Genomic DNA, 26,937 nt, shown 5'->3' on the forward strand with positions numbered 1-26,937 from the left:
AAAAAGTCAGTAATAACTTATTGTTTTTTTAAAACAATAAGTTACCTTTAGCTTGATAAAAGTATTTTTTGACTAAACCTTTTTTACATTTTACATTGATTTTATGAATTTAAAACCTCTTTTTCTTCTATTAATTAGTATTGTTGTTTTATTAAAACCTATTGATTTTTATGCGCAAGAGGAATCAAAAATAGCTAAGAAAATATATAATAAAGCATTTAGTTTAAAGAATTCTAATCCAGATAGTTCTGTTGTTTTGTTCGAGAAAAGTTACTCGCTTTATTTACAATCTAAAGATACCTTAAATGCTATACAAGCATTATTTCAAGAAGGTTTTGTTTTTGAAACGAGTGCTAAATATGCCAAGTCATATGATGTACTTTGGAAAGCATTATTGTTAATGGATAATATTGAAAATAATGGAGTAAAATCTGTTATTTATCATCGGTTAGGAAGGGTTTATAGTTATTATAAAAGAGAAGATAAAGCAATTGAGTTTTTAACAAAGGCATTAGGGTTACAGAAAAAAATGTTAGATTCTCGTGGTCTTAAAAACAAAGCAAGGTTAGTTTCATATTATTATTCTATTGCAGCTACCTACAGAGAGTTGAATAAGCCAGATTTAGCAAAAAAATATTTAGACTCAAGTTATCTCTATTATAGAGCAAAAGAATCTTTGACACCAAAATCTTATTTAGATTTTGAAAAAGCAATTCTGCTTACTAAAGAGCACAAAGAAAAAGAAGCTCTTAAGATAATGGAAGACATCTACCCTTGGTTTAATACGAATACACCATCTTATATGGTGCTTGTTTACAAGTATTGGGGAGATGCTTATAAGGGTTTAGGTGACGTTGATAAGAGCGAAAAATACTATTTAAAAGCATTAAAGGTTTCAGAAGAATATAAAAGTCATATAGATTTTACACCTTTAGTATATGAGAAATTATCCGACGTATTTTTATTAAAAAATAATTATCAAAAAGCTTTTAAAAACTTAAAAAAAGCTAAAGAGCTAGATCGTATTTTTTTTGATAGTAGAAGTAAGGAAAATCAGTCTTTATTAGAAATAAAAGATGATTACAGGTTAGAGAAAGAAAGACAAGAAAAAATAATTAAAGAACAGTATCTTAAGCATTTAGAGCAAGAGGATCAAATCATTAAGCTGCAAAGAATTATTCTTATCGGTTCTTTAATATTCTTACTTGTATTAGGTTTCTTCTTTTTTAAACATTTAAGAGCAAAACATCATGCAGAAAAAGAATTAATAAGAAAAACAAAAGAATTAGAAATAGAAAAAACCAAAGAACTATTGTCTCTAAAAAACAAAGAACTAGCTACTTCTGCATTACAATTGATAGAGAAAGATGAGTTCTTAAAAGAATTGAAAACAAGAGTTAGAGAAGGTGGCGATAAAGTAAAAATTCATGAAATAAATAAAGTTTTAAGGTCTGTCTCTGTCAATAATAATAAAAACTGGGATGATTTTAAGATGCGTTTTATAGATGTAAATAAAGAATTCTATGATGTTATTTTTGCTAAATTCCCTAAATTAAGTCAAGGAGATCAAAAAATTTGCGCTTTAATTAAATTAAACTTTTCTAGTAAAGATATGGCAAGATTACTTGGTATTTCTGTAGAATCAGTGCATACAGTAAGACATAGAATACGTAAAAAAATGAGCCTAGAAAGAAATGTTAATTTAGAAGAATACATTAATTCTCTATAGAATATAGGCTTTTACCAAACTGAACAACTTGACAATTACATTTAGTAAAGTTTTTGTCAAGTCTCTTTTCATTTATTTCCAAACTGTTTCATATACTTTTAACCTAAGAATAATTTTCTTGGGTTGAATTCGTATTTGTAAAAACCAAATTCATTTTAAAGAAGATTATTCTCTTAACAAAAGATAATAATTTAAAATTCAATAAGATGAAAGCAACACAATATGAAGGTAATAAAACCTTTAGTGTTATAGACAAGGAAATCGCAGCTCCAGAACAAGGTGAAGTAAGAATTAAAGTAGCTTATGTAGGAGTTTGTGGTACAGATGTACATATCTATCATGGAATGATGGATAAACGAGTAAATACACCAGAAACTATTGGCCATGAAATGTCTGGAGTAATTGATGCTGTGGGAGAAGGTGTTACTGGTTTTTCAGTTGGTGAAAAAGTAGTTGTTCGTCCGTTAGATGACAGAAAAGTAAAAGCATCAGACAAAGGTTTTAATCACATCTGTGAGGAATTAAAATTTATTGGAATTGATAGCCCAGGAGCAATGCAACAATATTGGAATGTTCCTGCATTTACACTTCACAAGTTAAAAGATACTACCGATTTAAAATTAGCAGCATTAATAGAACCTTTATCTGTAGCAACTCATGATGTTCGCTTAAGCGGATTAGTAAAAGGAGAAACTGCAGTTGTTTTAGGTGGTGGTCCAATAGGATTATTAGTTGGTTTAGTAGCTAAAGAAGTTGGTGCAGATGTAATTATTTCTGAAGTAAACCCAAAACGTATTGCAAAAGCAAAAGAATTAGGTTTTGATGCTGTAAGTCCAATAGATATTGATTTAGTGGAATATGTAAGAGAAAAAACTGACGGACGTTTAGCAGATGTTGTTTTTGAAGTTGCAGGAGTTCAACCCGCATTAGATGTAATGACTGAAGTTGCAGGTATTAGAGGTAGAATTTTGATGGTTGCAATTCATGGTGAGAAAAAACCGATTGATTTATTTAAATTTTTCTGGAAAGAATTAAAATTAATTGGAGCAAGAGTTTATGAAAAAGAAGATTATGAAAAATCGATCCAATTAATCACTGCAAATGAGTTGCCTTTCATCGATATGATTACTGATGTGCAGCCTTTAAGTAACATTCAACAAGTTTTTGAAAACATAGACAATAATCCTGACGGAATGAAAGTACTAATGGATTGTAGTTTATAACCTTAAGAAATAATAAAAACAAAAGAAAACATATAATGAAAGAATTATTTAATTTATCAGGTAAAGTCGCTCTTGTAACGGGAGGAACTCACGGAATTGGAATGGCTTGTGGGAAAGCTTTGGCTAAAGCAGGTGCTAAACTGTGTGTTAACGATATTGATGATGAAAAACTAGAATCTTGTAAAGCAGAATACGCTAAAGAAGGTATTGATGTTTTTACAATTAACTTCAATGTTTGTAGTGAAGAAGGTGTAGATAAAGGAATTAGTCAAATTGAAGCAGAAGTAGGTCCTATAGATATTCTTGTTAATAATGCAGGGATTATCAAGCGTATTCCAATTTTAGATATGCCAATTTCTGATTTTGAGCAAGTACTTAATGTAGATTTAGTTGCGCCTTTAATTATGGCGAAGCGTGTTGCTCCAGGAATGATTGAGCGTAGAGAAGGTAAAATTATAAACATGTGTTCTATGATGAGCGTTTATGGTCGTCAAAATGTATCAGCATATGCAGCAGCAAAAGGTGGTTTAAAATTATTGACTGCTAATATGTGTTGTGAATGGGCAAAATATGGCGTTCAAATAAACGGAATTGGGCCTGGTTATATAGCAACTGCTCAAACTGAACCGATTCGTATTGACGGTCACCCATTTAACGATTTGGTAATGACACGTACACCTGCAAACAGATGGGGAGAACCAGAAGATGTAGGTAATGCTTCATTATTCTTAGCTTCTAAAGCAGCAGATTTTGTTAATGGACAAGTTTTATATGTTGATGGAGGAATCCTTGCAAACTTTGGTTATGTAAAAGGAGAGAATGAAATTTAATATTTAATAAAACGGGTTTTTATAAATGCTGTAAAAACCCGTTTATTTTTTATTCCATAAAACAATGTAATGAGTACAAAAATAGCAAAGATAGAAACCAAATTATTTAAAGTTCCTTTAGCAGAAGTACTTTCTGATGCTAAACATGGAGACCATTTTCATTTTGAATTAGTAACCGTTACAGTTACTTTAGAAGATGGTAGTGAAGGAACTGGTTATACATATACTGGAGGTAAAGGTGGTCGTGCTATAAAAGCAATGGTAGAATACGATTTTACAGAAGCGCTAATTGGTAAAGATGGTGATGATATTGAAAGTATTTACGATTTTTTAGAATGGCACATTCATTATGTAGGTCGTGGCGGAATTGCTTCTTTCGCAATTTCTGCAATAGATATTGCTTTGTGGGATATCCGTTGTAAAAAACTTAATCAACCTTTATGGAAAGTTGCAGGTGGAACAAATAATACTTGTAAAGCATATTGTGGTGGAATTGATTTAATGTTTCCATTAGAAAAGTTGTTAAAGAACATGAAAACTTATTTAGCAAATGGTTTTAATGCAGTAAAAATTAAAATTGGTAGAGAAAATTTACAAGAAGATTTAGATCGTATAAAAGCAGTAAGAGAATTTATTGGTCCAGATGTTACTTTTATGGTAGATGCTAATTATTCTATGAGTGTAGAAAAAGCAATTAAAGCAATTGAAGGTTTTAAAAAATATAATATTACTTGGTTTGAGGAGCCTACAATTCCTGATAACTACAAAGGATATGCAGAGATCGTTAATGCAACAGGTTTTCCTTTAGCAATGGGAGAAAACTTACATACTATTCATGAATTTGAATATGCTATAGAGCAATCTAAACTAGCATTTGTACAACCAGACGCATCCAATTGTGGAGGTGTTACAGGTTGGTTAGCTGCAGCAAAATTAGCAGACAAAAATAACATACCTGCTTGTTCTCATGGAATGCAAGAATTGCACGTAAGTTTAGTTTCTTCTCAGTCCAATGCAGGTTGGTTAGAAGTACATAGTTTTCCTATTGATGAATATACAATGAGACCTTTAGTGGTAGAAAATTATAGAGCTGTAGCACCTAATACACCAGGGGTTGGAGTAGAATTTAATTGGGACAAACTAGCTCCTTATAAGCAAAATTAATAGCATTAAATAAAATATATTAATGAGTACTGCAGTATCAATATTTGGAACTTTTAAAGAGCAAGAGGTAAATCTATTTTGTTTAAAAAACGCTAATGGGGTTGAAGTTAAAATAACCAATTACGGAGCTACAATTACTTCTATAATTACACCAGATAAGTCTGGTAAGCTAGAAGATATTGTTTGTGGTTTTAACAACTTTGAGAGTTATTTTTTAGAGGAATATAAAACAAACGCTCCATATTTTGGAAGTACTGTTGGAAGATATTGTGCACAAATTAAAGATTCTAAATTTAATCTAAACGGATTAACTTATCAATTGGCGACTAATTGTGGTAACAATAATTTACATGGAGGTGTTGAAGGTTTTGATAAAAAAATATGGGATGCTAAAATTGTAGACAATAATAATGAAGCAAGTGTTGAGATGTTTTTAGTTAGTGCAAATCTTGAAGAAGGATTTCCAGGTAATGTAATTATTAAAGTGGTTTTTACTTTAACAAATGCAAATGAACTTTGTATAGAATATAATGCAGTTCCTGATGAAGATACTCCCTTAGCAATAACGAATCATACATATTTTAATTTATCAGGTTTTAATAAATCAATAGAAAATCATGAGGCTACAATTTTGGCAAACAAAAAGTTAGCAATGGATGAAACAGGTTCAGCTCTAGATAAAATTGTACACCTAGATAATGAAGTTGATGATTTAAGAAGCCCTAAAAAAATTAAGGAAATACATAAAAAAATGAATGATGGGTTTGCTCATTATTACATTTTTAATAAGAGTGATTTTCAATTAAAAAAAGTAGCTAAATTTTTATGTGAAGAAAGTGGTAGATCGTTAGAAATATCAACAACAGAACCTGGTGTACTATTTTATACAGGAACGTATACTTCAGGCAAATTAGAAAGAGAAAATGGTCAGAAATTTGGAAAATATAGCGGTTTTTGTTTTGAAACACAGAGATATCCAAATGGTCCAAATATTAAAAATTCACCAAAATCGATAACAAAAAAAGGAGAAGAATATAAAAGTGCAACTGTTTATAAGTTTAAATATTAAGAATAAAATTTAAATATGAGTATCGAAATAACAGACGAGCAGCAAGATTTCTTAGGAATTACTAATAAAGGTAAGTTAAGCGCAGCAAGTAAAAGAGCTTTAAAATGGCCAACAGATTTGGGTAAAGATTGGTTTTTTGATTATCAGATTGAAGATTTGAAAGGTGATTTAGCTTATGAAGAAGGAGTGGTAAGAAGAGATCCTAGTGCTATTATAAAGTTTGAAGGAAAATATTTTGTTTGGTACAGCAGAAGTATTGGGCCAACTCAAGGATTTGGAGGAAACATTGCTGAAGACAAAGTTTTTCCTTGGGATAGATGTGATATTTGGTACGCAACTTCTTATGATGGTATTACCTGGAAAGAAGAAGGTTTAGCTGTAGAAAGAGGTGAATCTGGAACTTATGATAATCGTTCTGTTTTTACACCAGAAGTTATGGAGCATGAAGGTATGTTTTATTTATCATATCAAACTATAACAGGAGATTATACAGTTCGTATAAAAAATGAAGTTGGTTTGGCTTGGTCAAATAAACCTTATGGTCCTTGGCAAAAAAGTGAGGAACCAATCTTAAAACCTGCTGATAATGGTGTTTGGAAAGGTGAAACTCAAAATAGATTTGCAGTAGAGAAAAAAGGAGATTTTGATAGTCATAAAGTACATGACCCTTGTATTATACCTTTTAAAGGTAAATTCTATTTGTATTACAAAGGAGAACAAATGGGTGAAGCTATCACATTTGGAGGAAGACAAATAAGACATGGAGTTGCTATTGCTGATAACCCAAAAGGACCTTATGTGAAATCGGAATACAATCCTATTTCAAATAGCGGACATGAAATTTGTGTTTGGAAATATAATGACGGAATTGCATCTTTAATTACTACAGATGGACCAGAAAAAAACACAGTTCAATGGTCTCCAGATGGCATTAATTTTGAAATTAAAAGTGTTATAAAAGGAGCTCCTCATGCAATAGGTTTAAACAGATCTGTAAATCAAGAAGTTCATCCTACTCATATTTTACGTTGGGGTTTAACACATAAATATATGAATGATGATTATCAATATATCCAAAGGTTTACAACTTGGGAAATGACACATCATACTGCAAAAGGAGAAAAAATAACATAGTAAAAAACGAATTAACTAAAACTAAAAATATGTCAACTAAAAAATTCTTTGTAATAAAAATTGCAGCTATTGTTGCTTTGGGTGGGTTTTTATTAGGTTTTGATGCTTCAGTAATTTCTGGAGTCGTAAAATTTATTGAACCAGAATTCAATTTAACAAAACTTCAATTAGGTTGGGCAGTAAGTTCAATTACTTTAACAGCAGCAGTTGGAATGCTAATTGCTGGCCCAATGAGTGATAAACATGGACGAAGAAGAATTTTAAAATTTGCAGCCATATTATTTACAATTTCTGCTGTGGGTTCTGCCTTAGCAGGGAATTTCTTTTGGTTAATTATTTTTAGAATGATTGGTGGTTTTGCTGTTGGTGCAGCATTAATTATAGCACCAATGTATATTGCTGAAGTTGCGCCTCCAGAAAAAAGAGGTCAATTAGTTTCTTTCAATCAACTAAACATTGTATTGGGTATTTCTATCGCATTTTTTACAAACTATTTAATTCTTAAATGGGGAAACTCTGATGCAGAATGGACTAAAACGTTAGGTTTTGATAAATGGAATTGGAGATGGATGTTAGGTTTAGAAGCTGTTCCTGCAATTTTTTATTACTTAGGGTTAAATTTGGTACCCAAAAGTCCAAGGTGGTTAATGACTCAAAATGAGAAAGAAGAGGCTTTAACAATCATGAAAAAGGTGGTTTCTGAAGAAGAAGCAGTTTTACAAATGAATGCAGTAGAACAAAATATTCATGAAGATAAGAATAAAGCAAAATCTAAGGTTAGTGATTTGTTTAAAAAATCAATGCGTAAAGTAATTATCATAGGAATAATTGTTGGAGTTTTTCAACAAATAGTTGGTATTAATGCTGTTTTGTTTTATGCCCCAATGATTTTTGAACAAACGGGTATTGGAACAAACGCTTCATTTATTCAGGCTGCTTTGGTAGGTGTAACCAACCTAGGTTTTACAATAGTAGCGATGCTAGTTATTGATAAATTTGGAAGAAAACCTTTGTTAATTATTGGAATGGCAGGGATCTCTATTTGTTTATTTTTATTAAGTTATGGATTTAATGATGCTACTTATACGCTTTCACAAGAAGCAATAGCAAATCTTCCAAAAGAAATTAATCATGACCAAATTGTGCAACTTCAAGATAAAGTATTTGAAAACGATCTTGACTTTAAAGCTGCAATAGTTTCAACTTTAGGTGAAGAAAGTGCAAGAATACATGAGTCTACCCTTGTTACAGCTTCTGCCAAAATGAATACGCTTTTAATTCTTATCGGAATTATAGGATTCGTTGGGGCATTTGCAATGTCTATAGGTCCAGTAATGTGGGTGCTATTTTCAGAGTTATTTCCAACTAAGATTAGAGGTATTGCTATTGCATTTGTTGGGTTTATAAATCTTGGTGTTGGCTTTTTAGTTCAATTGTTATTTCCTTGGGAATTAGCATCGCTGGGTAATGCAGGTACATTTTTACTTTTCGGAATATTTGCAGTGATAGGTTTCGTCTTTATTTGGTTAAAAGTACCTGAAACTAAAGGAAAATCTTTGGAAGAATTAGAAGAAATGTTAGTTAAATAATTATGTATTTAGCTAAAGATTAATAAAATGAAAAATATATCAACTTTACTTATTTGTGTTATAATATTGCTTTCTTGTAAACAAGAAAAGCAACTATTTGTAGGCGTTAATCCAAATGCTTTAAAAGTAGATATAATTGTACCAGAACATGGTATGGCAGATCCTCATGCTTGGGTTAAAAATGATACCGTTTTTATAATTGCTGGTCATGATAAATCCTGGGATGCAAAAAGTGCTTTTCCAATGGATAGATGGGAAATTTGGTCATCCGCAGATTTAATAAATTGGAATTTCCATAAAAGTATTCTACCTACTCAAACTTATATTGGTGATCAACCAAATTGTTGGGCAGGTGATATTTGTGAACGAGATGGAAAATATTATTGGTTTTTTTCAAATCGAAATATAGATACTGGTGTTATGGTATCAGATAAAATAGATGGAGAATACAAAGATTTATTAGGAAAACCTTTATTACCAAAAGGAATTGTACCTGTCAATCCATATGACCCAGAAATATATATAGAAAACGATGTCTACACTATTTGTTTTGGAGTGAACACCTATTACATGGCCACATTATCTAAAAATATGAAGTCTTTAGAAAGTAAACCAACTTCTATTTCTGTTATTGATGCAACAGGAAAAGAAATTTCTACAGATGATAAACCAACGTTATTTAAAAGAGGAGATTGGTATTATTTAGTTTATGGGAACAAATATGCAATGTCTAAAAAATTATATGGTCCATACAATTTTAAAGGAGCTTTCTTAGCAGGGGGTCATACAAGTTTTTTTCAATGGAAAGACCAGCAATGGTATGTGTTACAAGAAAATCATGACATCAGTGCTTTTTATCGCGGAGCAAGTCTAAAACCTGTGTTCTTTAATGAAGATGGAACTGTAATTATCCCTAAGGATGATAGAATGTATCCCGGTCCTGGAAGAAACTGGAAGTTTGAAAACAGTACAATGGGTTGGAAATCATTACAAGGTACAACAGTAAATTTAAAAGAAAAAGGAATACTTACTGGTAATTTATCAGGCAAAAAAGCAATTATAGAAAGTGCGCCTTGGTTATATACAGATACGAGAGTTTGTAATAAAATTTCTTATACAATCAAAAATAATAGTGCTGCAACCGAAATGAAAGTAGCTATCTATTCTAGAAATGAAGATGCCAGTTTTTGGACTTCAGGTACAAAATCAATTGATTGGGAAAAACAAGAATGGATTACAATCCCAATAAAGTCAAATAGTACAGAATATGTAACATACATTATTAACCTTTTAGATTTTAAAGAAGTTAATGCTAGGTTAATGCAAATGGCGGTGCAACCTGCTTGTAATGCAGATAGTGGCACATGGGAAATTAAAAATATTTCTGTATTTTAAAAAATAAAAGAACTGCTCTAATAAAAACGATAAAAAATGAAGAAATTAACTAAAATAAAAACTTCAATGGATATTCTTCAAAAGAATAAATGGCAACTGATTATAGTAATTGGGTTGATTATAAACTTTAACTTCATGAGTTGTAATTCTTCTAAAAGTAATATTTCACAAAATGATTCTACAAATGAAGATGGTATGGTTTTATTTGACTTTGAGAATGAAACTCAAACTCAATTAGTAAAACCTCAAGATGCAACTTTCGAAATTATTTCATCAGAAAAAAATAATTATTTACAAGTTAACAACGGAAATACATTAAGAGAAACGGGCGTAAAATTAATGAGCCCTAACGGAAAACCTTGGAATTTGTCCTCTTACTATCAAGTAAAAGCAGATGTTTCTAATGTGGGTGATGAAAAAATGCAAGTAGAACTTTTTGTTGGTAATGATCCTGATGGGTTGTTAAGATGGTATTGTTCAGATTATATCGATTTAAAACCAGGAGAAAGTAAAACAATCACTGTTAATTTAGCTTGGACTCCTTGGATTTTTAAACCACAAATAAAGATTAATGGTTTACGTGGAGTTCCTGGACAGATTAAAGCAGATTTAACGAAAGTTACTGAGCTAACTTTCTGTTCTAGATACAATACAGAACCTAATAATTTTACAATTGATAATGTTAGAGCTGTTGGTAAATATGAAGAAAAAAGCCCTGATGGATTTTTACCTTTCATAGATAAATATGGACAATATAAACATCAAGATTGGAAAAATAAAATTCATTCTGATAAAGAAATTAAAGAATTTGCTAAGGCAGAATTAGCTTATTTAGAAAACGGTAAAGGGCCAAAAGATAGAGCCACTTTTGGAGGTTGGTTAAAAGGACCAAAATTAAAAGCAACAGGTTTTTTTAGAACAGAAAAAGTAGCAGATAAATGGTGGATGGTGGACCCAGAAGGATATTTATTTTGGACAGCAGGTTTAAACTGTGTCGCTTCAAACTCGGTTTTTACAGGTGTTTCTCAACGAGAAAATTATTTTGAATATTTACCAAAAAAAGACGATTCTTCTGCTCAGTTTTATCAAGAAGTAGATTATGCAACCCATGGTTTTTATAAAGATAAGAGACCATATAAAACGTTTAACTTTTATCAGAATAATTTATATAAAAAATATGGTGATGATTGGTTAAAAACATTTCAAGATGTTGCTCATAAAAGAATAAAAGATTGGGGGATGAATACCGTTGGTTTTATGTCTGATATAGGAGTAACAAAACAAAAAAGAACAGCATATGTTGGTTCTATTTGGATAAAAGATACACCTAAAATAAAAGGTTCAGAAGGTTTTTGGGGAAAGTTTCATGATGTGTTTGATCCTAATTTTAGAATAGCTGTTAGAAATTCTGTAGAATCTCAAAAAGGAGGAGCTAATGATCCTTGGTGTTTAGGTTTTTTTGTTGATAACGAATTGTCTTGGGGGCAGTTAGGTTCTTTGGCTGTTGGTACTTTAAAAAGTCCAGAAAATCAACCTGCAAAGATAGAATTCATCAATGATTTAAAAAAGAAATACAAAATGGTTAATGCTTTAAACATCTCTTGGAAATCGTCTTATAAATCTTGGGAACATTTATTAACATCTACAGAAATACCTAATAGAGAATTCGCAAAAACAGATTTAGTTAATTTTTATAAGAGAATTGCAGAAACATATTTTAGAACTATTAATGAAGAGTTAAAATCGGTTGCTCCAAATCAAAACTATTTAGGTTGCCGATTTGCTTGGGCAAATAATGATGTTGTTTTAACAGCTGCGAGTCATTATTTAGATATTATGAGCTTTAATAAATACGAATATAGCATTGCAGATTTTTCGTTACCAAAAGGAGTTGATAAACCAGTTATGATTGGTGAGTTTCAGTTTGGTGCTTTAGATAGAGGAAGTCTACATGTAGGAATTAAAGCTGCAAAAGACCAAACAGAAAGAGGAGAAATGTTTAAAAGTTATATACAAGGAGCATTAAGAAACCCAAATATCGTTGGTGCTCATTGGTTTCAATATATAGATGAACCAAATACTGGACGTTTTGATGGAGAAAACTATAATGTAGGTTTTGTTGATATTACAGACAATCCTCATGAAGATTTTATAGAAAAAGTAAAAGAAACTACCTATTCTATGTATGAATATAGAAAGAATAACAATTTAGAAAACAAGAATTCTAATCAATCATTATCAAAAAAATAAAAACCATGAGATTAAAAAAACGATATATAAAAACAAATTTAATTATTTTATTGATAACTACGATAGTTATAGTTGCTTGCGGAAGTAGCTCAACAGAGCCCGAAGAACCACAAGAAATAAACGATACACCATCAGCAGTTGATGACACTTTAAGTGTTGATGAAAATAGTAGCTCTGGGACTTCAAATCAAGTAAATGTAGCTTCAAATGATCATTTAGGAAATGATGGTGGAGGTACTGATAATTATAGTATAAAAACTGATCCAACTAATGGTACTATAACTGAAGTAAGTGATGGTGTTTTTGAATATATCCCTAATGCTGATTATTTTGGAGATGACAGTTTTGCATATAATATAACAGATGTTGATGGTGATGTAGATTCTGCATCGGTTGCAATAACTGTAACAAAATTTGCACCAAGTGCTAGTGCTTTTAGTAATATTGATCCAAGTCTTCCTTCATTTGTTTCTATTGAAGATACAACTCCAACAGATAAAAAATGGGTAAAGTTTGAATCGATGTCTGATGAATTTGATTCTTGGGATAGCAGTAAATGGTTTAAATCTACTTGGAATTATCCTGCTCCCGTTTACATGTCTCAGTCTATACAAAACTCAGGAGTTACAGACGGTAAATTGTGGTTAAAAGCAACTTTAAATGAAAGTAACCCTGATGGGAGATGGTTTCAAACAGCAAGAATTCATTCTATAGCTGAAACAAAATATCCTATGTACACAGAAGCTAGAATAAAATCTTCTCACATTTCTGCCTACAATACATATTGGTTAAATAATGGTGATATTAATAACAGAGATGAAATTGATATTATCGAGAACAACTCAAAACCTTCTTGCAATGGTTGTCAACCTGAATTTCCAACAAGAATGAATTCGCAATATTTTCATGCTGATGCAAGTAAATCTCCAGTGGAAATTAGAGATGAAGACAATTTTATAAACACCAATTTATCAAATAATAATCCTTTAAAAGGAGTAAAATGGAATGAAGCATATCAAACTTTCGGAGTTTGGTGGAAAGATGCTAAACACATTCAATTTTACTTAAATGGAGAACCTGCTGGAAGTGTTGTAGTAGGTGAAGATAGAGGGGGACAAACATATGCAGGTCGTGAATTTACGCGTGATTTAGAAATAATATTTGATTTATGGACGAATGAAGGAAACTATCTAGGTGGTCTTCCTCCTAAATCAGATTTAGGTGATGATACAATTAATACCATGAGAATTGATTGGGTAAGAACATGGAAATTAGAAGATAAATAAGAATATAAAAATAGAGATAAATGAAGAATATTAGTCAAGAAGAAAGAGACTACTTAGCTGAACAAGGCAAAGAGTCTAACGAAAAAGTTGTTTTTGATTTAAGTGGAAACAAATGGCAATTTGAAGGTATAAGGCCAGACGAAGGTGTTAAAGTTGGTTTTCATGAGTTAAACTTTGATATTACAGGAGATTCATTTAATTGGTCTTTTGCGAAAGTTCCTGGAGATGTGTATACAGATTTATGGAGAGCAGGTAGAATAGAGGATCCGCATTTTGGAAGAAATAGTGTAAAAGCAAAATGGGTTCCAGAAAATGAATGGTGGTATAAACGTCAGTTCGATGTACCTAAAAACATGTTTGAGAAACACATTCAATTGGTTTTTGATGGTGTAGATTTTGGATGTGATGTTTGGTTGAATGGAAAATTTTTAGGTTCTCATGAAGGAATGTTTTCAAAATTCAAGTTTGATGTATCAGAAGATATTCGTTTCGAAAACTTGCGTTTCGGAACCAATGTTTTAATGGTTCGTTTACATCCAGCACCAAGAAGATATAGTCAAGTTGCAGGACGTAAACCTGCGTGGCATGGAGATTATTGGGTAAGTTTACCTCCAACAGGAATTTGGAAACCAGTTTATTTAGAAGCAACAGGTAAGGTTACTATTGAAGATACGTATGTAAAACCGGTTATATTAACTGAAGATTCTGCTCGTTTAGATGTAGAAATTGAGTTAAAAAATCATGAAGATGCTGAAAGAGAAATAGCTATTAACATTGAAGTTGAAGGTGAAAATTTCGAATCTAAAACGTATCAAGTTCAGCAAAAAGTTAAAGTTTCTAAAGGAACTAATAACTATGAAATCAGTTTAGATATTGATGGTGCAAAACTTTGGTGGCCTTGGGATTTAGGAGATCAAAACTTATATAATGCTAAAGTTACTGTTATTGAAGGTGAAGATACTTTATTAGACACAACAGATACTTCTTTTGGAATTCGTGAAGTAAAAATGGTACACAATCCTGGGTTTACTTTAGAACAGGTAGAAAATCCTTGGACAGTTATGATTAATGACAGACGTCATTTTATGCGTTCAGGAACTTGGGGAGGACCACCAGATATTTTTATGGGTCGTGCACATCCAAGTAAATATGTAGAGTTAATTCGTTTAGCAAAAGAATGTAACTTTAATAACTTAAGAATATTTGGTTGGCATCCAGAAGAAATTCCTTTATTCTACAAATTATGTAACGAAGCAGGTATTACAGTTTGGCAAGATGTTTTACCATTAGCAAGTTTGTCTTTACCAAAAGATGAAGAATTTAAACAAGCTGTTTTTGCAGAAGCTATTTCATCTGTAAAAGCGCAACGTAATCATCCTTGTTTAGTGTTATTAGAAGGTTCAGAAGAATTGTTTATGACAGCTTCAGACCCAGAACACAATTTAGAATTTGTAAATGCACTTGGTGAGGCTATTAAACCTTATACACCTTTACATTTTATACCTTCTTCACCTTTAAGTGATGAGGTTGGTTTAAATTTAGGTTTTAAACCAAACGAAAGTTTCCATGCGAATGATTTATTCTATGGTGAAGGAGAGTTTGTAATGGAAGAATATTTCCCTAGTTTAGATTTTGCAGTAATTCCTGAATTAGCAATTTCTTCTTGTCCGAATGTAGAAAGTATTAAGAAGTTTATTCCTGCGGATGAAGTATGGCCTCCAGGACCAAGTTGGGGACACCATTGGACAGATTTTGATGCACTAAGAACTTTAAATTTTGAAGTTTTAGGAGATCAAAGTAGAGACGGTTTAGAAAAATTTGTTGAAGCTACTCAAATTTCACAAGGGGTTATTTTTCAATATGCATTAGAGCATTTTAGAACGAGAAAACCTAAAACAAGTGCTGTTTGTATTTGTCACTATATCACTTTTGCTCCAGATATGAAATGGGGAATTGTAGATTATTATCAAGAGAAAAAATTATCTTTTGACTATGTGAGAAAAGCATATCAACCTGTTTTAGTTACGATGAAACACAATAATAGACGTTGGTTACCAGGAGAAGAATTTAAAGGAGAATTATGGGTTGTAAATGATTATTATAAATCATTTAAAGACTGTAAAGTTACTATCAAATACTTGGATAATAATAAATCTGTATTCAAATTAGAAACGTTTGATATTTCTGAAATTGGAGGAGATAGTTCAGGGAAATTTGTTGATGTTTCCTGTAAAGTTCCAGGAGTAATAGGAGATAAATTCTATACAGAAATTTCTCTTGTTGATGCAGATGGAAATTCTATTTCTGAAAATGACTATATGTTATTAGTAGCAGATAAAGAAAAAGATAGAAAAGAATTAAGAGCTATTGGTTTAGAAGCTTTTGAAACGAAGGAAAAATTTGGTTGGGCTAGTTACTTTAGATATTACCCTAGTTTAGGTGGTGAAGATGGAGTTCCAGAAGCGGATCAAAAAATGCCAATTGCAAGAGGTTTTGAGTAAAAAGTAAAGCTTATTTTATAATTTTAAAAGGGATAATTCAATTTTATATTGAGTTATCTCTTTTTTTTTCTCTAATTTCCCTAAAATTAAAAATAGTTGTAAAGGTCTTAGGTATTGATTTTTAGTGAGTTTTATGCAGTTTTTGTTGAAGTATTTAGCTTGTCAAGTTTTAGTTCAGTTAAAAAAGTAACTTTTAATTACAATATTAATTAGTTTAGCTGAAAACATAAAGAGTATGATGAAAAATACATTATTAATATTAATCTGTTTGTTTAGTATTTCAAATTTAGCAAGCCAAGATTGGAACGGAATTGCAGTTCCTGTAACATTAGATGGAGGAGATACTTGGGTGTTACAATCTAATGTTTCTGACGATTTTAATTATACAGCACCTGCTGCAAATAAAGGAACTACTTTTAAAAGTAAGTGGGATGATTTCTATCATAATGTTTGGACAGGTCCTGGTTCTACAGTATGGACTAGACAACATTCATCAGTTAATGGAGGTGAACTAAAATTAACAGCTACTAGATATTTAAGTAGTAGTGTTAATGCAGGTGCGATCCATTCTAATAATACAATTCAATATCCTGTTTATATTGAAGCGAAAATTAAAATAATGAACTCTGTTTTAGCAAATGGAGCTTGGTTATTAAGCCCAGACGATACACAAGAAATAGATTTTATGGAAGGCTATGGCGCTACATATTCAGATAGTGCACAAGAAGATCTTTCTTGGTGGGGAGAAAGAATGCATGTAAGTCATCACGTCTTTATAAGATCACCTTTTAAAGATTGGCAACCAAGTGAACTAGCATCTGGAAATGGAAATCCAGCTCCAAACCCAACTTGGATAAGAAGAAACGACGGAAATGGAAATATTAAGTGGAAAGATTCATATCACACCTATGGAGTTTATTGGAAAGACCCTTGGCATATTTACCATTTTATAGATGGTGTTCAAGTATCTAAAAGGGAAGGAAAAGATCAAATAGATCCTTTGTTTTTTACTAATTCAGTAAATCAAGGGGACTCAAGCAATGATACTAGAACAGGGCTATCTAAAGCAATGGATATTATGATAACTGTTGAAGAACAAGGATGGAGAAAAGCAAACGAAAAGTCTGTTGTTCCTACAAATTCGGAGCTATCAAACATAGAAAATAATACATTTAAGATTGATTGGATTAGAGCCTATAAACCAACTAGTAGTTTATCTGTAAAGGATGTAAAAAATAATTTTAAAGTAAATATTTACCCAAATCCTACCTCTAAATTAATACAAATTAATGCTAGTCAATTAATTAATAAGATAGATTGTTTTGATGTAAGAGGTAAGCTAATCTGTTCAAAGAATTTTAATGATGCCGCTGTTAATTTTGATTTACAAAAGTTAACGAAAGGAATTTATTTCTTAGAAATTTCTGCTCAAGATGGATCTACTAGTAGACAAAAAATTCTAAAAAACTAAATTTATTTTTATTTGGATAAATGAATAACTCAGTATAAAATTTATTTTTTTTGATAAAGTTTATTAAGACTTAAAATTTAATTATAATATAATAAAAAAAGGAGGTTAACAATTGTTAACCTCCTTTTTTTATTTAGTTTCTATTCCGTTTAAAGGAATAATTTGTTTATAATAAACATTAAAAGAGTATAACAAAGAGTTAAGTAAAATCATGCTAATGCTGTGTAATTATAAACACCTTAAATATAATTAATATGCTTGTATAAATATTGTATTTTATTTCACTAATTTTTTTTAGATATATTTAGAACCGCATATAACTTATGTGTATCATTATTGTTGATAACAAGCAGTAGTTTACCTTTCTTAGAATTAAGAATTAACATATTTCTTACATCTTTATCAGCAAATAAACCAGTGGTAACATTAGACACGTATTTATAAAACCCTTTTTTATCACCTAGTAATAGAACACCTGTTCCTGCATCTGCTCTGGTAGTTTCTACTTCAGACATGTAATTATTTCCTGCTAGAATTAAGTCATTAATATTATCATCATTTATATCTTCAGAAATAATACTATTTATAAGTGATTTTTGAACATGATTAGAAAATGGTTCAAATTTAAATGTACCTTTTCCATCATTTTTAAAAATACCTGATTTAAACTGATTTACCTCGTAGTGCAAAGCGCTTTTAATTCGCGAGCCTAAAATACCTTCTAAATCACTATTGGCAAATTCATTGTAAGATTTTATTTTATTTTTTAAATGTGGTAATTGTTGTGCAGTACAACCTTTTCCTCTAACGGGAACTTGTTTGTTATTATAGTATTTTGCTAAAAAAATATCTTGAACACCGTTAAAATCAAAATCGTTTGTATAAATATGAAATGGTTTTTCTTTGGATGCATGAAACTTATAGTTTGTACCTAAATTTCCTGCAATAATGTCTTTATCTCCATCATTATCAACATCAGAAACTAAAATCTTATTCCACCAACCTTTGGCATCTTTTAATGCTAGATACTCGTTGCTTTTTATAAGTTTACCATTTTTGTTGATGAAAACTTCAATACCCATCCATTCTCCAGTAACAATTAAGTCCACTTGATTATCATTATTTATATCTGTCCAAACGGCATCTGTAACCATGCCTATAAATTCTAAATCTGGAGCAAGACTAGGTGTTGCAATAGTAAATTTACCACCATTATTCACCAAAAGAAAACTTTTTGGAGCAAACGGATATTTTTCAGGGATTACTCTTCCGCCAACAAAAAGATCTTGGTCTCCATCATTGTCATAATCATTAGCGACAACAATAGAACCTGCGGAAACCATTTCTGGTAGGGCGGTAGTAGATTTACTAAATTTCCCTTTTCCGTTGTTGATGTACAACCTATCTAATAACATTTTTGGTAAACGACCAAATTCATAGCTACCACTTACCACATATAAATCTTGGTCTCCATCCCCGTCTGCATCAAAAAATGTAGCACCAACATCTTCTTGGTTTCGATCTCTAATAAAATCTGGAATATTAGTAGTTTTAAAGCTCCCGTTTGGGGTACTTAATAATAATTTACCAGCTTGTTTTCTTCCTCCTCCAATATAGACATCATCAAAACCATCATTATTAATATCAGCTTTAGCTACCGCAGGACCTGTTTGAGATAATTTATGCGGTAATAATACTTGCTTGTGGTAATCATTAAAATAAGGATCGTTATGTGTATACTTAAATTGTTCCTCGGAAAATAGTGTAGAAAGCCTTGTTTTTTTTGATTTAGGAATGTCTGTAGCGTTAGAATATTCTAAAACAATAGCTGTGTTTATAGCAGGGGTCTGTATTTTTTGACGTTTACCATCTTGCCAAACTACTTCTGCTTTTAAAACTTTAGCATCTTTATGTATTCCAAAATGTAATTTATTGGAAACGGCAGATAAAAAGCCACGTGTATTAATTAGTTGTCTAGTTTGTATAGCCCCATCATTCATATATAAATTAACAATTGTACCCACTCCAAATTTATTATTACTTGGACCATTTAGAGAAAATTGTAAAAAGTTACCGTTTTCTATTTCACGAGCGTTATTTTTTAAGATAGTTGCAGGCTCATTAATATTATTTACAATTAAATCTAAATCACCATCATTATCTAAATCTGCATATGCAGCTCCATTAGAAAATGTTGGTTTTCCACTATTCCATTCATCCGAAGTATTTTTAAAGGTTAGGTCGCTGTTATTCTTGAAGAAATAGTTAGTTAGTTTTTGTTGAGGTAGCATTTTAGCATATTCAAAGAAATCTTCTTTGGTTGGTTTTCGTCCTTTTGCCCGTAAAGTAGCTAAAATTTTATTGTTAGAATCTCTATCAATTACATCTCTAAAAACGCCATTTGTTACAAAAATATCATTGTGCCCGTCTAAATCGAAATCTGCGGATAATAAAGACCAACTCCAATCGGTATCTCCAATTCCTGCCATTTTGCTGATTTCACTAAACGTTCCATTGCCATTATTAACTTGTAACATATTGTGCATGTATTGGTAATGATATCCTGACTTTGTCATAGATTCAAAATTTTCAATAGAGGTCATACCCATTGTGGTTTTAGAACGAATATAATCTTCCGGATTCATGTCTAATGTCATTAAATCTAAAAGACCATCATTATTAATATCCGCTACATCTCCGCCCATGGTATTAAAAGCCATGTGCTTGATTACTTTGTCTCTGCCTTCAGAAAAAGTACTGTTTCCATTGTTTAGATATACGTAATCTGGTATGTTAAAATCGTTATTAACATAAATATCTAAAAAACCATCATTATTTAAATCGGCAACTTGCGGATTTAAACCAAACCCGGTTTCTGGTAAGATTCCAGATTTTATAGAAACATCAGTAAAATGACCAGTACCATCATTATTATATAAACGATCGCTACCTTTTAGGGTGATGGTTTTTGGATCTTTTTGTAAAGCTAAAAGATCTATAATATCTGTTTGACTTCTATTAATAATATCTCCTGCATTAGAAACAAAAACATCTAAATCGTTGTCATTATCATAATCAAAAAAGATGGCATTTATGGTTCTGTTTTCATCGTCTAAACCCAATTCTTTTGCTTTTTCTGTAAATGTTAAATCGCCATTATTAATATATAACATGTTTGCAAATTGATGATTTTCATCAATCCAACCACCTCTAGATAGATAGATGTCTAGATAGCCGTCATTATTAACATCTGCTATAGTTACACCAGTATCAAAGCCTGGTCTTTTAATAATTCCGGCTTTTTTAGAAATATCTTCAAATTTAAAATTGCCTTTATTTATATATAATTTATTGTCTGACGTATTTGAAGAAAATAAAATATCGACCAATCCGTCGTTATTAAAATCTGCTGTAGCAACACCAGCACCTATATACATGTAATTGTATTGAAAATAATTAGCATCTGGACTTTCTATTAATGAATTTTGAAAATCGACTCCAGAATCTTTAGGTAAAACGGTAATGAAGAGTTTTTTTACGTCTACTTTTATAGTGGTCTTTTTTATTTTTTTATCACAAGAAAAAAGAGAAATCAATATTAAAAAAAAGATTGATTTAACAAAAAATGCTGTATTTATTATAGTTAAGTTTGACATGTTTTTTTATAAGAATTATAAGTAAAAAACGGTAAGACATATAAAATATCCTACCGTTTTACTTAAAATTAAATATTTAAAAATTAATTACCCAAATTAGGGTTGTTATTTAATGCTTCTGCAGGAATAGGAGAAAAATAATTATCAGTACTTAAACTACCAGCGATTTGATTATGTTCTGCAATTGTGCCTGAAGGAGTTCTATTACCTAGTACTTCTTGAACACGTTCTAATCGCATTAAATCATACCATCTTAAATATTCTCCTGCAAACTCCCATTTACGTTCTGTAAACGCTAATTCAGCTAAATCGCCACTAGATAGATCTACGGTAGCATCTGGTGTAGCAAATGGTAAACCAGATGCTCTACGACGTATTTTATTTAATGCTTCCCAAGAATCTGCAGTTACAGCACCTGATCTAGCAGAAGCTTCTGCATAGATTAATAAAACTTCTGCATAACGCATAAAGAAGTCGTTTCTATTGGTAATAAATGAGTTTGGTAAATCTCCTTTTGGACCTGCTATTTTTTTAAAAATAGGACTTTTTTGATCTTTAGCAGAACTAAAGTTTCTCCAATCTAAATCCATTCTATATGTAGCTTCTTTTCTAGGTCCTGTAGGGAAATCTTCATAAAATTTAATTTCACCAAATGTTTCACTCCATCCACCTGCACTATCATTTAAACCTACAATTCCATATTTCCAATTTGCAATTCTATCATCACCGCAAGAGTTACAATAAGTAAGTGTAAAAACAGATTCATTATTAAATCGGCCTGCAACTGTCCATAAGTTTTCTAGGTCATCTACCAATCCAAATTTATATGTACTAGCATTATCTATAACTGTTTTAGCAATATTAGCTGCATCTGTATATTTACTGTTGTCTTTTAAAGGGAAACCAGCCCAATCCATATATAAACGAGCTAAAATACTTTTAGCAGAACCCTTATTAGGTCTAGAAGCACCTTCTTTTAAACTTGGATAAACATTAGGTAATCTTTTTTCTGCTTCTAATAAATCTGCTTCTATTTGTTGAAATACTTCTAATTGTGTTGCTCTAGAAATATTTGGATCAGGAATTGTAGTTAGTGGTAGAGGAATTCTACCATGAACTCTAGCTAACTGGTAGAACATAATACCTCTTATAAAGTGAGTTTCGCCAATATATCTATTTAATAAATCTTGATCTACTGCTAAATTTTCTAAACCTTTAGACCTGTCTAAAACTGAATTTGTAGTGTTAATTACATCTAAAATTGCATTCCAGTTAGATAATAGTCTACTATTTGATGCTTGTACATTTCTTTGGTCAAACTCTCTAAAATCGGCTTTATTACCAGAAGCCCAGGTTGTCATATCATCACCCGCCCAAGCAGGAGCATAAAAAGTAGTCCATCTAGATGCATTTACTATTTTACTGTAAATACCAGATATTCCTTTGTCCATTTCATCTAAATTAGAAAATACTTCTGGAGGTAAATTAAATTCTAAAGGATCTGGATCTAATTCTGCACAGCTTTGAAAATTTAAGGTAGTAAAAACAACTATAAAAATTACTAATAACTTAGCGGTTTTATTATATTTTGTACTTATTTTTATTTTGTTCATTTTTTTTTTTTTAGATTAAAACTCTAATTTTAGCCCTAACGTAAATGTTCTTGGGTTTGGATATGCACCTTGATCTAATCCGGCACCACCATCTACAGGCGCAGAAATTCCAGGGTCAGATGTTATTGGGGTAGAAGATACTTCTGGATCATATCCAGAATAATTAGTTATAAGGAATACGTTTTGCCCACTTGCATAAACTTCTAGTTTACTAACACCTTTTATTAAGTTTTTTAGATTGTAACCTAACTTAACATTACTTAATCTAATGAAACTACCATCTTCAATCCACCTAGATGAATTTAAAAGGTTGCTAGCACCATTTCTAGGAATTTCCGTTTCGTTAGCAGCTGTCCAAGTATTGTATCTAGAAGGGGATAGATTATCTCTAAAAGCAGCAGCTCCTCCGTTTAATGCTGCAGAAACAAAATTATAAACATCAAATCCGGTAGCACCAGTAATAAAGATATTAAAATTCCAATCTTTATACGTAAAACTATTATTAAAGCCCCAAGAAGTTGTTGGTAAACCATTACCAATAGGACCTAAAACGAATTCTCCGTTTTCATCTCTTAAATATTTTGGATCACCAGGAACACGATCAAAAGTAGCGGCTAATGCTGTTTCATTTGTTTTCCAAGTTCCTAAAAAAGTATATCCGTTAAATGTACCTATTGGTTCTCCCACCTTTATAACATCTACTCTAGCTTGTGAACCTCCAATTACTAAGTTATTACCAGGGATTTGATTTAAATCTCCATTTAGTGCTATAACTTTATTTTTTAAGAGAGAAACATTAAGTGAGGTATTCCAATTAAAGTTATCATTTCTAATAATATCACCAGAAAGAGAAATGTCTAAACCTTTATTTTCTACCTCACCAACATTTTCATATTTTCGATATAAAGTACCTGTAACAGTTGTTTGTAATAAAAGATCTTTAGTTGTTTTTTTATAATAATCTAAAGACCCCGTAAAACGTCCTTGAAGAATACCAAAATCTACACCTGCATTAATTTGAGTTGTGGTTTCCCAAGTTAAATCTGGGTTTCCTATTTGAATTAACGTTTGCCCGGTCTGAGCTGTATTACCATCAAAAGAATACAAACCAGAATCATTCGTAATAGAAGAAGAGGCAAGTGCATTAATGTTTTCATTACCAACTTGTCCCCATCCTGCTCTTAATTTTAAATTAGATAAAAATTCTCCATCTTCAATAAATTTTAATTTATTTAAGCTATAAGCAGCAGCAAGAGAAGGGAAATAACCTGTTCTATTTCCTTTTAGAAATTTAGAAGATTCATCTACTCTTAAAGAACCTGTAAGGTATATTGTGTTATCAAAATTATAATTAACACGTCCTAAATAAGATTGAATAGAAGTTCTAGCACCTCCATTGGTGAAAAATTCGTTATTACTATTGTCTCCATGGTAAAAACTAGGAACATTAACATCAAATGCACTATAAGCATTGGTTTTAGAAACAGCACCCTGAAATTCATAGACTCCTGTTATATCTAAATTGTGTTTATTAAAAGATTTTTTCCAATTTAGAATGTTACTAATTTGATGCGTAGTCTGTTTATAATTATTATAATATAAAATATTAAAACTAGATCCAACACCCTGTGCAGGGTCTTTTTCCCATCTAAAAGATTCTGTATTTCCATTATATCTTGTTGCATTTGTTATTAATGTGTAGGTAAAATTATCATTAATTTTATAATTTAGATTTAAAGTTGCATTTAAACGATCTCCTATAACCTCATCTTTACTTTCCGTTAAATTATAGATTGGGTTATATCCATTATTTGCATTACTAGTTCTGTAAATATAATTTCCGTTTGCATCTCTTACAGGAGAAGTAGGATCCCAGGTTAGTGCTTTTAGTAAAATACTACCATTAAAACGCGCAAAAGCATCTTGGTTGTTTAAAGTATATTCTCTACTTCCATAAACATTGAAACCAATATTTAACCTGTCATTTACTTCAATACCTAAATTAGCTCTAAAAGAACCTCTTTTATAATTGGTATTAATTTGTGTACCTTCTTGTGTTAAATAGTTACCAGAAACAAAATAATTTATTTTGTCTGAACGACCGCTCATAGATACTTGTGTATTGGATCCAATACCCGTTTGTGATATTAAATCTTCGTAATCAATAGGGTTTGCATCTAAATTAGCAATTTGTTGAGTTGTAAAAGGAAGGTTGTTTTGATCGGATGCTTCATTATTTAAAACTCTAGCAAATTGACCAGAATTTAACTTATCAATTTTCTTTGCAAAAGAAGACACGGATGCAAACTGACTTACAGTAAATTTAGTTTTATCACTTTTTCCTTTTTTGGTAGTTACTAAAATAACTCCATTGGAACCTCTAGAGCCATATACAGCTAAAGCAGATGCATCTTTTAAGACTTCCATAGAAGAAATGTCATCTGGATTCAATGATTTTAAATCTCCTCCAAAAACACCATCTACAACTACTAGTGGGTTATTATTACCTGTAACAGAGTTAACCCCTCTTACTCTTACTTTTATATCTGCCCCAGGTTGCCCGCCTCCAGATACAGTTATTCCAGAAGCCCTACCTTGTAATGCATTTTCAACACGAACAACGGGTGCGTCTTTAAAGGATTTAGCAGTTACTTGTGATACAGATCCTGTAATATCACTCTTTTTAGCAGTACCATAACCGATTACTACAATTTCTTCTAACTGGCTTGCATCTTCAGCAAGAACAACATTAATTACTGTTTGTTCTTTTACTGTAATATTTTGTGCTGCATATCCTAAAAAAGAAAAGATAAGAATATCTTCGGTAGATGCTGAAAGGGTAAAATTACCATCAAAATCTGTTGTTGTACCCGTTGTTGTTCCTTTTTTAAGAATACTTACACCAGGAATAGGCATTTTGTTTTCATCACTAACTGTTCCTGTGATGGTTTTTTGTGAATAGGAGTTTTGTGCACTCATTAATGTTAGTAATAACACTAACAAGAAACTCTTACTTATTAGTTTAGTAATTTGCTGTTTCATATACTAATTTAATTATTGTTAATTGTTAATTAATTGTTTCTATTGATTTTAGGTTTATAAAATCTAAGAAGTTCTGCTATTGTTTACTTTTAATCGGTTTAAAAGTAAATGTTAAAGAATTACGGAGTAATTGGTAACATTACCTTTTCATTATTTTATTCTGCCATATGATTAATTTGAATTTAAAATTTGGTTAATACAAAGTTGTTTTTTATTAAAATAAAAACAGTAAAATTGAACTTGACATAAACTTGACATAAACTTGATATTGTTTAGTGTTGATTTTAACTATTTGAAATTAAGTGTTTTAATATTTGTCTATGTTAGTTTAAATAGATTTTATATTTTGATTAGGTATTTTTTTATTTCAAAATTTATTAAAATGTTTTCCTAACGCATCCTAATCTTTATTAGCAATCATTTCTGGGTCAAAAAGGAAACCTCCCATTCCAAAAGCTTTAGCTCCTGCATTTTTGTATGCTTCCATATTTTCTAAAAGATGCCTCTTGTTGGCAGAAGGAAAAACCTTTACCATTTTAGCACCTAATTTATGAGCAGTAAACATTTCTGTAGGTGAAGATGCACCAGGAAAAACAGAATTTTTTTTACACAGAATTTAATTACTTTTTTATCTACTATTGGTGTTGCAATAAAATTTGCACCAGATTTTAAAACTTTTTTTGCATCTTTAATAGACAAAATTGTTCCGCAATCAATATTTAATTTTCCGTCAAATTCTTTTACGAATACTTCAATAAGATCAAAAACATTAGGTTATTTCTAGTAACCTTTAAGCTAGTAAAACCTTGTTTTTGATATGTTCTTGCAATATTTAAGGTTGTTTCCTTATCATATCTTCTTAGAACTCCAATTACAGTTGTTTTCTTAAATAATTTTTCTAAAAAATGGTTTCATATTCATTTTAATTTTATTCTTAATATTAATTCATGACAAGAAACATATAGTTCAGATTCGTCATCATTAA

16 protein-coding genes are annotated in these 26,937 nt (G+C 30.9%); 12 read left to right on the forward strand and 4 right to left on the reverse strand.

The window, feature by feature from the left end:
* The first annotated feature begins 103 nt into the window (after positions 1–103).
* From KV700_RS16345 to KV700_RS16400, 12 genes are all read left to right on the forward strand, one after another.
* Positions 104–1,729, forward strand: coding sequence for a tetratricopeptide repeat protein (locus KV700_RS16345; RefSeq protein WP_166382853.1), 1,626 nt, complete (start codon positions 104–106; stop codon positions 1,727–1,729).
* A 206-nt stretch (positions 1,730–1,935) separates the two neighbouring features.
* On the forward strand, positions 1,936–2,952 hold the full coding sequence (locus KV700_RS16350; protein ID WP_166382855.1) for a zinc-binding dehydrogenase: 1,017 nt from the start codon (positions 1,936–1,938) through the stop codon (positions 2,950–2,952).
* 35 nt (positions 2,953–2,987) lie between these two features.
* On the forward strand, positions 2,988–3,782 hold the full coding sequence (locus KV700_RS16355; RefSeq protein ID WP_166382878.1) for a gluconate 5-dehydrogenase: 795 nt from the start codon (positions 2,988–2,990) through the stop codon (positions 3,780–3,782).
* A 69-nt stretch (positions 3,783–3,851) separates the two neighbouring features.
* Positions 3,852–4,946 carry a mandelate racemase/muconate lactonizing enzyme family protein gene (locus tag KV700_RS16360; RefSeq protein ID WP_218598543.1) on the forward strand — a complete coding sequence of 365 codons (1,095 nt, stop codon included), beginning with the start codon at positions 3,852–3,854 and terminating at the stop codon, positions 4,944–4,946.
* Positions 4,947–4,968: 22 nt separating this feature from the next.
* A complete protein-coding gene (locus KV700_RS16365) occupies positions 4,969–6,015 on the forward strand; it encodes an aldose epimerase family protein (RefSeq protein WP_208889875.1) in 1,047 nt (348 codons plus the stop codon).
* A 15-nt stretch (positions 6,016–6,030) separates the two neighbouring features.
* Positions 6,031–7,149, forward strand: a complete 1,119-nt coding sequence (locus tag KV700_RS16370; RefSeq protein ID WP_208889874.1) for a glycosyl hydrolase — start codon at positions 6,031–6,033, stop codon at positions 7,147–7,149.
* Complete coding sequence (locus KV700_RS16375) at positions 7,104–8,738, forward strand: sugar porter family MFS transporter (protein WP_302849983.1); 1,635 nt, start codon at positions 7,104–7,106, stop codon at positions 8,736–8,738. Before KV700_RS16370 ends, KV700_RS16375 begins: the two co-directional genes overlap by 46 nt.
* A gap of 27 nt (positions 8,739–8,765) precedes the next feature.
* Positions 8,766–10,133 carry a family 43 glycosylhydrolase gene (locus tag KV700_RS16380; RefSeq protein ID WP_166382888.1) on the forward strand — a complete coding sequence of 456 codons (1,368 nt, stop codon included), beginning with the start codon at positions 8,766–8,768 and terminating at the stop codon, positions 10,131–10,133.
* Positions 10,134–10,169: 36 nt separating this feature from the next.
* Positions 10,170–12,383: a beta-agarase gene (locus KV700_RS16385; protein WP_240914554.1), complete on the forward strand. Its 2,214-nt coding sequence runs from the start codon at positions 10,170–10,172 to the stop codon at positions 12,381–12,383.
* A gap of 5 nt (positions 12,384–12,388) precedes the next feature.
* A complete protein-coding gene (locus KV700_RS16390) occupies positions 12,389–13,669 on the forward strand; it encodes an Ig-like domain-containing protein (protein WP_218598545.1) in 1,281 nt (426 codons plus the stop codon).
* Between the two features lie 20 nt (positions 13,670–13,689).
* Complete coding sequence (locus KV700_RS16395; RefSeq protein ID WP_218598546.1) at positions 13,690–16,170, forward strand: glycoside hydrolase family 2 protein; 2,481 nt, start codon at positions 13,690–13,692, stop codon at positions 16,168–16,170.
* Positions 16,171–16,405: 235 nt separating this feature from the next.
* Positions 16,406–17,641, forward strand: a complete 1,236-nt coding sequence (locus KV700_RS16400; protein ID WP_166382894.1) for a T9SS type A sorting domain-containing protein — start codon at positions 16,406–16,408, stop codon at positions 17,639–17,641.
* A gap of 284 nt (positions 17,642–17,925) precedes the next feature.
* Here the strand turns inward: KV700_RS16400 and KV700_RS16405 are convergent, their stop codons facing one another.
* The 4 genes from KV700_RS16405 to KV700_RS16420 form a co-directional block, all read right to left on the reverse strand.
* Positions 17,926–21,297 carry a VCBS repeat-containing protein gene (locus KV700_RS16405; protein ID WP_218598547.1) on the reverse strand — a complete coding sequence of 1,124 codons (3,372 nt, stop codon included), beginning with the start codon at positions 21,295–21,297 and terminating at the stop codon, positions 17,926–17,928.
* Positions 21,298–21,380: 83 nt separating this feature from the next.
* A complete protein-coding gene (locus KV700_RS16410) occupies positions 21,381–22,910 on the reverse strand; it encodes a RagB/SusD family nutrient uptake outer membrane protein (protein ID WP_166382898.1) in 1,530 nt (509 codons plus the stop codon).
* A 15-nt stretch (positions 22,911–22,925) separates the two neighbouring features.
* A complete protein-coding gene (locus tag KV700_RS16415; RefSeq protein ID WP_166382900.1) occupies positions 22,926–25,952 on the reverse strand; it encodes a TonB-dependent receptor in 3,027 nt (1,008 codons plus the stop codon).
* Positions 25,953–26,352: 400 nt separating this feature from the next.
* Positions 26,353–26,517, reverse strand: coding sequence for a hypothetical protein (locus tag KV700_RS16420; protein WP_166382902.1), 165 nt, complete (start codon positions 26,515–26,517; stop codon positions 26,353–26,355).
* Positions 26,518–26,937 lie beyond the last annotated feature (420 nt).

This window comes from Polaribacter sp. NJDZ03, assembly GCF_019263805.1.
Taxonomy (GTDB): domain Bacteria; phylum Bacteroidota; class Bacteroidia; order Flavobacteriales; family Flavobacteriaceae; genus Polaribacter.